This window comes from Krasilnikovia cinnamomea, from assembly GCF_004217545.1.
GTDB classification, from domain to species: Bacteria; Actinomycetota; Actinomycetes; order Mycobacteriales; family Micromonosporaceae; genus Actinoplanes; species Actinoplanes cinnamomeus.
The window spans coordinates 2,707,805-2,722,495 of record NZ_SHKY01000001.1; the positions used below are offsets into that span (position 1 = coordinate 2,707,805).

A 14,691-nucleotide genomic window follows, 5' to 3' on the forward strand; every position below is an offset into this window, starting at 1 on the left:
GCTACCCCGTATACAATCCATGAATCAACGCAGGTAAGGGATCTCCCGATCTTTGGCTGAACTTGAGTTCCCATCCTCCTGCGTTGACCATTTGGTTCAGCGGAACCCCATTCTTCGTGGCGGCACCGACCGCGGATTGCAGACTGGATAGCTGCGCCTGAGCGGCCATGTTTATCTGAGGCGTACTCCCGCCCCGGTTCGCCACACTCTGCATATATTCCGTCATATGCTTCGTAACATTCGGATGCACCCAGACTCTGGACCCGCCAGCATTGAGTTCAAATGATTTGGGGATTGGCGTACCCGGAATCTCGGATTGAGTTCCCTTAATATCGTCCCAAACAGTGCCACCGCAGTTATGGACCAGGACCGGGGTTTTGCCGGCGAGCACATAGTACGTGTGGATGTCGGCGACGGCGAGGTCGCGCATCTCCTTCGTGGCAGCGTAGTTGCGGACGCTGCTCACGACGACCGTGCCCCTGCCTGCAACCTTCAGCTTGTCGCCTGCCTTGAGGTCCTTGGCATAGGACCACGTTCGGCTTGTCTTGTTCCAGAACGGGTGGTCTTGCGTCGTGTTCAGGACAGACGTCCGCTCGTTGTCGTACCTGACGGTGACGTTCGAGAACTCGCGATCGGTGTTTCGATGGGTGAGTTCGACTCTCTTCGGGATCAGAATGCTGCTGGTCGGGCGGGAGGCCATAACCAGGTCCCCTGCGGTGATGTCCTTGATCGGACGTGTCGACCAGTCCCCCATCAGAACCCGGGTGTCCGGGGAGAAACTGTGGCAGTCCCTAACCGCGCTCTTGATGTCGTTCAGTGCTCCCGGGCGGGGGCCCTTAGGGAGCCCTCCCTTGGGGAGTCCACCCTTGGCGCCCTTGGCGCCGAAGAACATGATGACGAGGGTGCCCCCGAGATGGCTGGCATGGTAGGCGCGTTCTTCGGGCGTGTCGGCCGTGAAGATGGCCTCACCCTCGCCGTACAAGCCCTTAAGCGTGTTCCAGGCGCTGCCGGGCATGCCGGGCAGGTTCCAGTCTCGCTTCGCCTGGTTGAGAAAGCCTTCGCCCCACGACATGTCACCGCGGCCGATGGCCTCGGCGTCTGCCTTGGTTTGGTTCCACGCGTCCTCGAACTGCGAGTACATGCCCGTGACCGTGCCGACTGTGGCGTCATAGACAGAACCGGCGGTGCCTCGGACCGTGCTCTTGTAGCCGGATGCCGCTGTTCCGATGCCGTCGGTCACGAAGTCGATCAGGGACTTCTTCGCGGAGCTCGACTTGTCCCTGATTGCCCCGAGGGGTTTGGTGATGGTCCTCTTGAGCTGAGCGAGCGTGGTCTTGCCGGCCTGCTTGAGGAAGTTTCCGGCCTTCTTGAAGTTCTGTTTCGTCTGGTGGTAGAAGTCCTTCAAGCGCTTGGGGATGTGTTTCTTCGCCGTGTTGACGAAGTTGTTGAACTTCCGCTGCGCCGCCGACGCGTAACCTTTGAGCTTGTTCTTCCCCGCCGACACGATGTCGCGAACAGCGTTCTTGGACTTGTTGAGGAAGTTCTTGCCCGCCTTGATGCCGGCATTCGCCCACGATTTGGCCTTCGACAGTCCCGACTTGAGGCTGTTCTTGATCGACGAGCCGAGGGCCTTGCCACCGTTCACGAACGCCCTCCCGACGGACTTGATGCCATTCGAGATGTTTCGGGCACCGGATGAAAGGGCCGAACCGACGCTGCGGATGCCGTTCTTGACCCAGTCGATACCCCAGTGGCCGGTGGGGTCGGTGACGGTGAGGGGGTTGGCGTCGCCGTACTGGTAGCGGTTGGCGTTGACCGAGTCGGGGGCGGGGTTGTTGTTCGCGGTGTCGCGGGTGTCGAACTGCCCGGTGTCGGTGTTGTACCAGCGTGCGGCCATGTTGACGCGGTTGGTCGACTTGTCGGTCCATTCGGACTGGTAGCCGAGGTTGCCGATCATGCCGCCGTTGCTGCCGATGACCTTGCCCAGCGGGTCGTAGTTGACCGATGCGTCCAGGGTGGTGCCGGTGGCGGTGAACTGGCCGACGATGTCGTCGTGGATGTCGGTCCACGCGTACCGGGGGGTGGCGCCGGAGGTTTCGGCGATGACCTCGTTGGCGGTGCCGCGCACGTAGGTGGCCTCGCCGTCACCGGCCAGGTCGTTACCCAGGCCCGTGTACGAGAAGCCGTCGCGGATCGCCCGTCCGAACGCGTCGTAGCGGTAGGTCTGCGCGCCGCCACCAGCGATGCCCTGGGTGATGACCTGCCCGAACGCGTCGGTCTTGGTCTCCACCCCGTTGACCGCGCGCAGCGTGCCCCGTGGGGTGTAGCTGTAGTTCGCGTTGTCGCCGGTCAGCAGCCGGTTCCGGGCGTCGTAGGTGAACTGCTTGGCGCCGTTCTGGATCCGGTTGCTGGACTTGTCGTAGCCGTAGACCGTGGTGGTGGTGCCGTTGTTCCACGAGGTGAGCCGGTCCGCGAGGTCGTAGTCGTAGGTGTTGGTGGTGGTGGCGCCGCCGAAGTTGGTGGTCTTCTTCGAGGTCAGGTCGCTGTTGGCGTTCCACCCGTATTCGATCTTCGCGATCGAGGTGCCCGACCCGGTCTTGAGTTCGTCGCTGGTGAGCCGGTGCAGGTCGTCGTAGCTGAAGTTGCGGGTGTTCCCCGTACCCCCGTGGGTGATCTTCGTGACCGCGCTCAGTTGGTTGTAGGCGTAGGTCTGGTCGACGCCCTTGCTGGTGTTGGTCAACTTGTCGAGGCGGCCCGCGGTGTCGTACCGGTAGTTGGTGGTGCCGGCCGCGTCGGTGCGGCTGGCCAGTGCTCCGTCGGGGTTGTAGGTGAACGAGGAGTTCCCGGACGGGCCGGTGATCGAGGTCGGGAGGTCCCGGTCGTCGTAGCTGATGGTGTTGGTGCCCTGGTCGCCGGAGAACTTCGTCATGCGGCCGGACTTGTCGTAGTCGAAGGTCCGGTCGACGGTGTCGACTTCGGCGCCCGCGCCGGACTGCTTAGTCAGCCGGCCCATCGCGTCATAGGCGTTGGTCAACGTAACGCCGCCGGGCAGCAGCTGCTTGACCGGCCGCCCGGTGGTGTCGTAGACGACCGTGAACGTGCGGTCGGCCGGGTCGGGGTGTGCCGGGGTGGACGGCTCGATCTGCGACTCGGGCAGACCCCACGCGTTGTAAGTGGTGACGAACGCGTTGCCGCGGCCGTCGGTGAACCGGGTCCGGTTGCCTTCCAGGTCGTAGCCGAACGTGGTCTCGATCGCATCGGAGGCGCTGATCGGCTGACGCTCGCGGACCAGCATGCCGGTGGCGTCGTAGTCGAACGTGGTCCGGGTCTTGCGCCCGTCGATGGTCGCGACCACGTTGCCCGCCGCGTCGTACTCGGTGGACGAGTCCTGCAGCAGCGTCCCGGCCGCGTTGTACGCCGCCGTCTTGGTCGCCCGCCCGGCCAGGTCGTACGACGTGGTGGTGTAGGTGTTGTCGGCCAGCGTGGTCCGCGTCGGCCGGCCCGCACCGTCGTAGGCCATGGTGGTGACGTTGTTCGCGCCGTCCTTGACGGTCAGCGTCTCACCCAGCGGGTTGTAGGTCGTCGACGCCTTGACCCCCGTGGGGGAGGTCGTCTCGGACAGCCACCCGCCGTAGCCGTAGGTGTAGCTGGTGGTCGCCGCGGTGTTGTCCTGCCGCACCACATCCGTCTGGGTCAGCACCCGGCCCAAATAGTCGTAGGTCGCGGTGGTCACCGCACCCGTGGGATCGGTCGAGGACAACAGGTCCCCGGCCAGGTCGTACGAGTACGTGGTGACCCCGCCGTTGACCGCGGTCTTCTTCGACATCCGGTCCAGCTGATCGTAAGCGAAGCTGGTGACCCCACCCTGGGGGTCGGTCACCGTCTCCAACTGCCCACCCGCGTTGTACGTGCTGACCGTCTCCGGCGTCACCAGCTCCGAGGAGCCCGGCGGCGTGTAGCTGGGCATCCGCTGCAGGGTCGGACGGCCGTCGGCGTCGTAGAAGGTCGCCGACCAATTGCCGTTGGCGTCCTTGTTGTCCGTGACCTCGCCGAACGTGTTGTACCCAGTCCACGCCACCGCGTTGGCCAGCACCGAACCGGACGTGCCGGTCTCACTCAACGCGGCCGGCGCGGTCGTCTTGACGACGTTGCCGTCCTCGTCGTACGACGTGTAGCTGGTGTTGCCGTTCGGGTCGGTCGCCGACACCACGTTGTCGTCCGCGTCATAGGTGTACGACGTGCGGCTGACCTTCCGCTCACTCGCGGGGGCGGCGCCACTGGTCACGTCGGCGACCTCGGTCGCGGTCAACGCCTGCTGGTACACCTGGACGTCGCTGACGGAACCGTTGAGCTCGTTGCCCAGGTACCCGTTCCACATGCCCGCACCGATGATCATCGAGGAGGCGGCGCCGAACGCCTTGCCGCCGACGGTGGACTCGAGGTTGCCGTCCACGTACAGCTTCGCGGTGCCCGCACCCGCGTCGTACGTGCCGGTCAGGTGCGTCCACCTGCCGACGGTGGGGACCGTGGTCGACAGCGCCTCCGTGCCGCCCGCGTCGGCGACGTCGGAGCCGACCACCAGGAACCGCCAGCGGTTGCTCTCCTTGTCGTAGGCCAGGTCGAACGGGGACTGCTGCTGCCCGCCACCACCCGACACGGCCCGGTGCAGCCGGTCGGTGTCGGCGAGCTTGACCCAGGCCGAGACGGTGAAGTCGCGGCGGGTGTCGACCACCGCGCCCGGGGTGGTCATCGCGTCGGTCCCGGCGAACACCGCGGACCCACCACGCTCGTCGCTCCACGACACCCCGGACCCGGCCGTCGCGGGGCTGTTACCGGCGCTGTCGGCCGCCTTCAGCCCGGCGCCGTCGGCCAGCTTCCACCGGCCCACCGGGGACGCACCCCCGCTGTTGGTCAGATAGGTGGTCTGGGCCAGCATCCGGCCGGCGACGTCGTACAACGCCTCCATCTTGGCCATCACCGTGCCCGACGCGTCCTTCTGCGTCGTGGCCACCGCCCGATCATCGGCGTCGTAGGACACCGACGTCGTGCGCTTCAACCCGGCCGGGTCGGCGATCGTGGAGGTTTCCCGGTTCACCGCGTCGAACACATGCTCGACCGTGGTCGCCCCGTTGTTCGTGACCTCCCGGATCAGGTTGCCCGCCGCGTCGTACGTGTTCTCCTCGATCACGTGCGTCTGCGTGCCGTCGGTCCGGAAGACCTTCGCCTCCAGACCGTTGTCGGTGTACTGGTGGGTGGTCGTCCAGCCCATCGCGTCGGTCTCGGTGGCCAGCCGCCCGGCAGGGTCGTACGAGTTGCGGGTCAGCACGAGGTCGCGGGCGTCGCTCGGGTTGTTCGGGTCGCCCGTGTAACCCACGAGCGTGGTTGACAGCACGTTGCCGCGGGCGTCGTACTCGCTGCGGGTCTTCACCCCGTCCGGGCTGGTCTGGTCGACGATCCGGCCGGATGTGTCGTACGTGAAGGTTGTGGTGGCCCCGCCGGGTGTGGTGAAGCTGACCTGCTGGCCGTACTGGTTGTAGCTGTACTCCTGTATCCGAGGCGCGTCGCCGCCGGTGGTGTCCTCGGTGCGTTCCTCGGTCGGGTTGCCGTCGATGTCGTAGACGGTCGTGCTGACCTTGGTGTGCACCGCACCGGTCACCCGGTTGGTGACCGCGGGGTCGGTCTGGGTGACCTTGCGGCCCATCCGGTCGTAGCTGTGTGAGGTGACCAGCCCTTCGGGGTGTGCGCTGGTGAGCTCGGTCTCGGTGAGCACCTGGCCGAGGCCGTCGTACGTGAACTTGGTGATCTTGCCGTTGGGCTCGGTCACCTGCGCCACGTCACCGGACTTGAAGTACGTGACCGTCTGGGTCGCGCCACCGGGCGTGGTCACCTTGGTAGGCAGACCGGCCGGGGGCGTGCCGCCGTCTGCGGCGACGCTGCTCGCGTTCGTGTAGGACGTGCGGGTGACGCGCTTGAGCGGGTCGGTGACCGTGGTCAGGTTGCCCTGGTCGTCGTACTCGTTCGAAGTCAGGTAGGTGTCGTCGGTCGCCGACGCGGACCGCCCGTCACGGGTGGTCAGCAGCACGTCGTTCTTCGGGTTCGGGGTGAGCGTCTTGCTGGTGGCGTCGGGGAAGTACGTGAAGTACACCGAGGAGCACTTGTTCGCGCTCTGGTCCTGGCAGGTGATCGACTGCTTGGTGTTGCCGCGCGCGTCCTGCAACGTCTGGGTCAGCGCGCCGTTGGGGTCGTACACCATGCTGGCGAAGCCGCCGACGTCGTAGCCGTACATCGTGGTGTTGCCCAGCACATCGCTCTGCGCGACGATCCGGTTGCCGTTGACCAGGTCGTAGCTGGACACCTGCTGCCCACCGGTCGGCGTGGTCACCGCGACTTGGGAGACCGGCATCGGGATCGCCGTCGCGACACCCGAGACCATCGTCATCGCCACCGGCGCGGTCTGCTTCACCGTGTCCACGTGGTTCTTGACCTGGTCGCCGTTGAGCGCGCTGTCGTAGAACGCGACGTCCGAGATCTGACCCGGCCACCAGCCGACATCGGTGGTACGGCCGGGCCAGCCGCCCGCCCACCGCCCGGCGCCGACGAACGCGCGCTGGGCGCGGGTCGTGACCACCGTGCCGGACTTGGTAGCGGCCCGCACACCATCGAGGTAGAGGGCCTGGGCGTTGGTGGTGGCGGTCAGGGCCACGTGGTGCCACTTGCCGTCGTTGACCGTAGCCGTGGTGGTCATCTGGTCGACCGAGTTGGTCCACAGCCCGCCGCGGAGCTTGCCGTCCGTGCCCACGTACAGCGCCGGAGTCCAGTCACCGGTGGTGGGCTCATCGACCCCGTCGGTCTGGTAGCCGAACAGCACACCACCCTTGGTGTTACCGGCCGGCAGCTTGAACCACATCTCGATGGTGTTCGGCCCGGTCGTGGGCACATCCTCCGCAGGCAGCTCCAGGTAGGAGGAGGTGCCGTTGAAACTGGCCGCGGGGGTGTCACCGAACCTTCCGGCCGTGTTCAGGGTCACCGAGTTGTAGGTCGCCTGCCCACCGGCGACCTCGTTCACCGCGTCCGTGACGTCGGTGTCGCCCAGGCGCCAGTAGTCCTTCGGCCTGGCGCCGAGCACCGCGGCCGCGTACACCAGGCTGGAACCGGCGACGGTCGGGTTGGCCAGCCGCCAGGTGCCGCCGTTCTCGTCCACGACCGTGGAGACCTTGCCGGTCACCTTGTCATAGCCGACCGTCGCGGTGACCCCGCCGCTGGGGCGGGTCACCTTGGACAGCACCGGCTGCGCGGCACGACCGGAGGCGTTCAGCGTGGCGACCGTGGACGCGTCCAGGGTGGAGTTGAAGAACGCGACATCCGAGATCGACCCCTTGAAGTAGGTGGCCCTGGCCGGGGACGCGCCGGTGTTCGCGTGGTCGGGCCAGCCAGTGCCGACGTAGCCGCCACCGATGTTGATGATCTCCGCGACGCTGGTGTCGTACCGGCGGATCGTGCCCGCCAGTGTCCCCTTGGCGACGCCGTCCACATAGAGGGTCTGCGAATCGCCCTCACCGGCCAGCACCACATGATGCCACTTGCCGTCCGTGACCACCGTATTCGACTGAATCGGCGTCGCGAGCCCGTTCCAGAACTGGCCGCGCAGCTTGCCGTTCTTGTCGATGTACAACGCCGGCGTGAAGTTGCGGCTGGAAGTGCCCGCGGTCAACTGGTCACCGTTGTAGCTGAACAGCACACCGCCGGGGGTGGTGGTGTTGAACCACATGCTCACCGACTGGTACTGACCGTCCGCCACCAGACCGCTGGGCAGCTGCACGAACGAGCTGGTCCCGTTGAAGCCGGTCGCGGTGGCCGTCCCACCGGCCAGCGGACCCGGATGGCCCGAGGTCGTGAACATGTAGCGGGCGTTGTCCATGCCCGCGTTGGACAGCACCACACTCTTGGCGGCGACCGAGCCGGCCGCGTCACCCAGCGGCCAGTACGACTTCGGGCCGACATTCAGCACGGCGTTGGCGTACTGCGAGGTGGTGTCGTAGTCGTAGGTCCAGCACTGCGACCAGTTGTCCGGCTGGCACACCTTGGTCAGCCGGTCCTCGGCGTACGTGTACTGCCAGGTGTTGGACGTGCTCCAGTCACCCGGCTTCGTCGGATCGGTGAACACCGTCGCCACGTGCGCCGCAGTACCACCGGCCGGCGTCTGCCACGTGATGCCCAGCTTCCGGCCCGACGCGCTGGTCAGCGTTGTGGGGTTACCGGCCGCGTCGTAGGCGACGGTGAGGGCGCGGTTGTTCGCGTCCTTGATCGAGGTCAGCCGGAACACCTTGCCACCGGTCAGTGCCCGGCCGAACGTGTAGACCGTCGCGTCCTTGTCGGTCAGCGTGTACCCGGTCACCGTGCCACCGGAAGACTGCTCGGTCAGCGTCGAGAACCGCCCCGACGGCGGGGTGAACGTCCCGTTCGAGTTACGCCCGAACGCCACCTCCTCACCGGTCGGGTAGGTGATCCGCACCGACTGCACACTGCCGCCCACATCAACCCGCGTCGCCCGCGTGTCCAGGATGCTGGACCAGCCGGTGCCGAACGCGTTGTCGCGGCGCGGGTCGAGACTGTTGTAGCTGCGGGTGATCGCCAGCGACGGCCCAACCGTGTTGACCTTGGCGTCGGTCGCGGACGTCGTGTAGTTGCCGATGCTGGCGTCGAAACCCTTGCCACTGTTCTGCGCCAGGCCACTGGTGAGCATAGGCCGGGGCACGGCGGTGGTGAACGCGTACGCCGGGGTGGCCGTACTGTAGGTGACCTTGTCGTACGCCTTGACCGTGTACAGATACGTCGTGTTCCACGCCAGCTTGCCCGCCGGCACCGTCCACGTCCCCGCCACCGCCGGCGACGTCGCGATCGTCGTCTTACCGTCCGCGCTCAACACCGTGTACACGTAGCTCAGGCCCTGGTTCGGCCAGTTGTCCGAGTCGTGGCCCTTGACCAGCAACTCCGGCGTCAGCGTGTTAACCACCGAGTTGTTGCCCGGGTACCGCACATCGACCTGCGGGGCGACGTTGGTGGCATACGTCAGCTCCAACACCGGCTTGTGCGACCCACTGTTGTAGTTCGCCGAGGTGAACCGCTTCCACGCGTTCGAGTCGGACTCCGACGCGGTCAACGCCAGACCGTAGTTCGGGTTGCCCTTCGACCAGCCATCGATCGTGGCCGGGTTCAGGTTCACCGACACCCACTTACCCTGCGACCGGTTCCCGCCCGTGTTGGTGCACGCCGCACCCGGATCCGTCACCGTCAACGACCCGATCGACCCCGAATAGGCCGGGCCGTCCCAGCCCCCGTTGGTCAGATCCGCGACCGTCCACTTCTCCGTGGAGGCCCGCACATCGAACGCCCGGTCCACCGTGCACGAATAGGTCCAGGACAGGAACAGCTTCAACACGGCCTTGGTGATCCGCTTGCCCTTGAAACCGTCGTCGTCGAACTCGTCGAAGTGAATGAACGACCGCGCCTTGACCGTCCCACCGTTGTACGTACCGACCGGCAGGTTGTCACCGTTCTGGTTCGTCGTCGAGTTGTCGTTGTCCACGTACACGTCACCCGTGGTGCCGGTGGTCGCGGTCGGGTCCACCCGGACCGGGTAGACCCGCGCCGGGTCGTCCAGCCACGCCCGGTCGGCCTCCACGTGCAGCACCGGCACACCGTCACGCTCGGAAAGCTGGTAGGTCACCCCACCCGACTCGGCCGGCGCACCCGAACGCGGATCGACCTTCGAGTCCTGCATCCAACCCTTCGGGAACCAGGCGACCGCCTTGCCGTCGGCGTTGCGCAACTCGATGCTGCCGTCGCCGGCCAGCCGCGGCGTCAAACCCTTCAGCGCGAGGGGGAAGGTCCACGACGACGGCGCGTCCTTCGACCGCAGGATGAACGTCTCCTTGATACCGGAGTCGAACGTCTGCAACTCCAGGTCGGTCTGCGGGAGGATCCCCGGATACGTCGCGGTGTTACCGTCCACCACCGGAGTCACCGGCGCCGCACCGTCCAGCGCGTAACCCACACTCTCACCGCTCGGCAGCTTCAACGTCGCCAGCTGCTTGCTCGCCTCCGGAGCCTTAGCCGCCGGAGCGTCGGCGGGCGCGCTCGGCGCCGTCGACGGCGACACCTCCACCGGCGCCCCGCCCGTCGGCGGCGCCTCGCCCGTCGGCGGAGCCTCAGCCCCGGCCGGGTCCTTCACGGCTGGAACCTTCGCCGCCAGCGACGCGTCCAGGCTGTTCGCCGCCATGTGCAGCCGCCCGTCGGCACGCTTCTCCAGATCCGCATCGATCGGCTGGAAGGTGCCGTCCTTGCCCCGGAAGTTCACCGGCCCGGTGTACGTCTTCGCCGTCACCGAGCCGTCCGCGTTGTCGAACACATCCGAGCGGGCGGTGGACTTGTCCTCGTCCCGCTCGCTGGTCTTCGCGTCGAAGCCGAGGTCCGCGTCGGGGGTGACCTTGCGGCCCCGGTTCGGGTCGTACGGCTGGTACGAGTCCAGCGTGCCGGGGGCCGGCTTCGGCGCCCGACCGGCACCACCCTGCGCCGTGGTGTCCGCCGTCGTGGCGGGCCGGTCGCTGCCGCCCGGACCGCGCTTCTGCTGCGGTACCACCGGATCCGGCTTCGCCCACGCCGGCCGCTGCGACACCCACGACCACAACCACGAGACCGGCAACTCCGGGTCCCGCACAGCCCCCACGGGGGCGGCGACCGTCAGTCCGAACACGACCGCCGTGACAACAGCGATCTTCCCAGCGGCACGGCGCATCGCCGGCTCCTCCCCCGTGATTCGAGAAACCCGAGGGAGTCTGCGGTACTGGCGAGACAGGAATCAAGTCAGGTACGGACGCGAGCCGGTAACGGTTCATCAATCCTTGGCATCGGACAACACATCAGCGACCACGGAACGCACCCGTTCAGTCACCGCAGCGGGATCGGCATCGTCGATGACAGACACGTTGGCGTGCGCTTTGCCCGCTCCGACCCGCACAAAATGGACGTTCGGCTGCGACGGCGCCGCGGCATCCAACGCCGCATTGGGCGCCGCGCCAACCGTGAGGATCACGTCACACTTGCCACCGACCAGGGTTCCCAGGTAAGTCACCGCGTTCGCACCGGTCTGCGGCCCGTCGACCTCCAGGAACTGCACCTTGCCGTGGGTGTCGAGCGAGGCCTGCTGCATCCCCGCCCACACCGGCGCCGCCCGCTTGTCGGCCGTCCCACCTGCGGGAGTCAGCAGGCACGCGGTGCTCTCGGTGTAGACCCGGGCACGCGGGTCAGGCCGCCCGTCGGGCCACAGCGCCCAGGTCAGCCCACCGGCCACCAGCACCAGGGCGGCACCGCCGCCGATCAACCAGGTCCGCCGCCCACCGGGAAGCCGGAAGCCTTCGCGCCCGGCCTTGGCCGCCGAGCCCCGCAGTCGCTTGTCCATCCGTCCGCCTAACACGGCGCAGAGCGTACCCACGCCGTCCAGCCCGGCAAGCCGCCGAACGTATCCGGCCCTCGGCCGATGAGGCCACGTCCACGAGCAAATGCGGCGCCGGCCGCCTCCCCAAGACCGTTGCCGCCGACAGCACCCGGCAGCGTCGGCAGCCTGAGGTTTGCCAGCACGTACACGATGGCCACGGCCAGGCGAGAGCCAGGATGATTCTCCGGTAGCGGCTGATGGCCGAGAAGAACCTGGCCACAGTGGGCACAGTACGGATGTGTAGTTCCCGGACGGCTGGAATCTCGATCATGTCAAGCGTCAGGTGGGACGCGAGTGTCAAGCATGTCCCGTGACGGGACATCCAAGTTGTCCAATTTGTCCAAGTCAGCGTGAGAACTTTCCATACGTCTTCAAGGGCGGCCCTGCGGGCCGCCGCGCGGGCCGATCCTGCCGGCCGGTCGCGCCTTGCCGCTTCGCTCCCGGCGCGACCCGGCAGCGGCCACCGCGACGCCGGCGGACACGCCGAAGCCCCGGCCATCCTCACTCGGAACGGCCGGGGCGCTACTGCCGTTGGGCTCAATTCACGACAATGTTGTCGTGCAAGTTGTCGGTTGCGTCGTCGCCGGTGTTGTCGAGGAGAATCGGCTCCCTAATGGCGCTCGGGTCCACCGTCGGTGCGCACAGCGGCGCCAGCTGACCGTATGGCATCTGCGGCAAAGCGACCCAGTTGCACGGCACGGCCCCCACGCCGGCGCCGGACCACGACACAAGCGATCCTTGAACCGACTTGCCGTGGCACGTGACTGCGAAGTCGGCGGTTACCCGCGACACCGTGGTGAAGCCGATCTGACGACTCCGGTCATGATCCGTTGTGAACGCTTCGTGGACCTGGTCTAGGCCCGACTTGGTCGCCGTGGGTCCGAGCACCTGGTCAGTCCGACTTCCGAGGGACGACTGCAGCACGGCGAGCCACCGGGAGGGGGCAACGCCGTCGACGATGTGAGGTTTCAGCGGCCGATCCCAGACATCCCGCAGCTTGCCGTTGTCGAAGACGGCCGCGCTGGTCACTTCGTCCTGGGTCCGGATGTTCGACCAGACCACCGTGCCTGCCGAGGGCGTGCAATCGGCCACCGCGGCCGAGGGCCGCGGCACCGGTGAGGCAGTAGCGAGGTCGGTGTCTGCTGGGGCGCCTGAGGAACGAGCACATCCCGTGCTGGTTGCCGCGACGGCAGCCAGCACGGCAGTTGCCAAAGCAGCCCGAGCGGCCCGGCGTCGCTTCACAGTTCTCTGCCGGGCTACCGTCACCTGAGCCCTGTCGGCCATCGCGGAGCAGACATGAGCGCAACGATCGAATACCTCCCGTCTCCACTGCCGCTGCCAGCCGCCAGGCATAGCAGATGTGCCTCCGGCGGGTAGGGCCTCCGGCCCTACGACCCGGGACAAGCCTCCGGCGGCCGGGGCTCCGCCCCGGGACCCGGGCGACTCCGGGATGCCCAGCAGAGACCAGCTCCCCGTCGCGCACCGGAGGCAACCAGACCGCGCCTGCCTGGGCCAGGTCGTACGTCCGGTAGGGCGCTCCACCTGGCCCAGGCAGGCGCGGCCCGGCCGAGCGAAGCTTGCGCGACGGGATGCCAGCAGCGGACGAAGGTCGGAACGCCGCCGTGACGCGGGGAGTGAGCGGGGAGTAGATCTTGGACTTTGGGCTCGTACGGACCACCGGAGCCCGACACCGACCAACGCCGTGACCAGGGCGTATAGGCAGAGGCCCACCATGATCCAGATCTCGGGCCTAATTCGGGACGAAGAGGCCGTCGGTTCAAATCCGGCCACCCCGACCACGGTGAGGCCCTGACCGGCAGAGATGCCGGTCAGGGCCTCACGTTTCTCAATGAGGTTTTGATTGCCCCCGAAACCCCTCGCAAACGCCGGGGCGCGATCAGATTCGGTGTGCCACCCCTGGCAGGCGGCCGGGACTCTCAACGAGCTTCGCGCCACCCGAGCCGCACAGCCTCGCCAACAGCGCGTGACGTCGGACGAGAACAACGCCGAAATGACAGCCGATGGTAGGCATCTCCCCGAAGCGGTCCTGAGTGCACAGCGACCTGCAAGGTGATCACCTCTTGGGGTGTGAGGCGGTGCATGACGAGCGCCGGCCGTCGCGGTGCCGGGATGCGCGTGCACGCATGAGGGGCGCAGCGAACTTCCGGCCGCCCTCATGACGATCCCGTGGGCTTTCCGACGAGTCGGACTGCTCCGCGCGCCCAGTCACGGAAGAAATCTGATCCCGATCCCTACCCGAGATATACCCCTAGGGGTTTGGCCGGGACCTACAAGGAGGCTCGACATGGACCTGCATGTCAATCACGGCGCGGCCATGGATCACCGCGCCGATCACCACCCGTCCCGACAGGCGACCACGTGAACCACGGCCCTGCAGACGACCTTGCACTGCCTGACCCGGTTGCGCCACCGGCGAGACCCTCGGCACGGCCCTCGCAATGTGGATCATGGCGGCGGTTGAACCGCGAGCTCAACGAGTGAGCCGGACGAACACGTCAGTCGACCGCGGCCACGTCTGGGCGCAATGCGTGTGCCATTGCAGCGTCGGCCATTTCCCGCTCAGGCGGTCCAGCACGCGTTCCAGCTGCGGGATGCCCAGCACGTACGGCTCGCCGCTCACCGGCGGGTCGGCGTAGCCAGCGTCGGCGTCGGCATCGCTTATGACATTGAAGACCACGCACGGGGAGGCTTGGAGCATTTTGTCAATCATGGTTGCGATGTGGAGGCCGTCTGGATCCACGAAGTGCACGAGGGCACCCGCGCACACGGCGAGGTCGAAATCCGCCTCGACCTCGAAATCTTCGCGTGAGAAGTCACCGAGGAGAAACCGGCAGTTGGCGGGCCACCGATCTTGCGCGGCGGCCAAAGCTAGCCGGGAGACCTCGACTCCAAGGTAGCGCCGCGGCGCGCATCCACGTGATTCCAAATACCCGATGAGCGCCCCGTAGCCGCATCCGACATCCAGCACAGATAGCGCACGATGGAGACGGACGTCTCGCAGTAGCCCGTCGAACACCGCGTGGTGGATCGCGTCGCTGGGCCATTCCACACCGGTTGCGGACATATGATGTGTTTCGAAAAGTCGATCGTAGTGGGCCGCGATTGCCATGCTTGCCGTCGTGGAAGAGCCGGCCGTGTCCATACTCGGACCTCTCTCAGCCGCATTCGCGGCGGTT

At 66.9% G+C, this 14,691-nt stretch carries 4 protein-coding genes; all 4 read right to left on the minus strand.

Going from position 1 to position 14,691, the window contains the following annotated elements; genetic code table 11:
• Position 1: 1 nt before the first annotated feature.
• The 4 genes from EV385_RS12185 to EV385_RS12200 all read right to left on the minus strand — a co-directional run bounded on the left by EV385_RS12185 (position 2) and on the right by EV385_RS12200 (position 14,624).
• Positions 2-10,795 carry a LamG-like jellyroll fold domain-containing protein gene (locus EV385_RS12185; protein WP_130509574.1) on the minus strand — a complete coding sequence of 3,598 codons (10,794 nt, stop codon included), beginning with the start codon at positions 10,793-10,795 and terminating at the stop codon, positions 2-4.
• A 99-nt stretch (positions 10,796-10,894) separates the two neighbouring features.
• Positions 10,895-11,458, minus strand: coding sequence for a type 1 periplasmic-binding domain-containing protein (locus EV385_RS12190; RefSeq protein ID WP_130509575.1), 564 nt, complete (start codon positions 11,456-11,458; stop codon positions 10,895-10,897).
• Positions 11,459-12,031: 573 nt separating this feature from the next.
• Positions 12,032-12,607, minus strand: coding sequence for a hypothetical protein (locus tag EV385_RS12195; RefSeq protein ID WP_207229810.1), 576 nt, complete (start codon positions 12,605-12,607; stop codon positions 12,032-12,034).
• A gap of 1,378 nt (positions 12,608-13,985) precedes the next feature.
• The gene (locus EV385_RS12200; RefSeq protein WP_207229811.1) at positions 13,986-14,624 is read right to left on the minus strand and encodes a class I SAM-dependent methyltransferase; all 639 of its coding nucleotides are present in this window, start codon (positions 14,622-14,624) and stop codon (positions 13,986-13,988) included.
• Positions 14,625-14,691 lie beyond the last annotated feature (67 nt).

Coding starts and splice junctions, on each gene's coding strand:
- EV385_RS12185 (WP_130509574.1), bottom strand. CDS start 10,795: ATGCGCCGTGCCGCTGGGAAGATCGCTGTTGTCACGGCGGTCGTGTTC.
- EV385_RS12190 (WP_130509575.1), bottom strand. CDS start 11,458: ATGGACAAGCGACTGCGGGGCTCGGCGGCCAAGGCCGGGCGCGAAGGC.
- EV385_RS12200 (WP_207229811.1), bottom strand. CDS start 14,624: ATGGCAATCGCGGCCCACTACGATCGACTTTTCGAAACACATCATATG.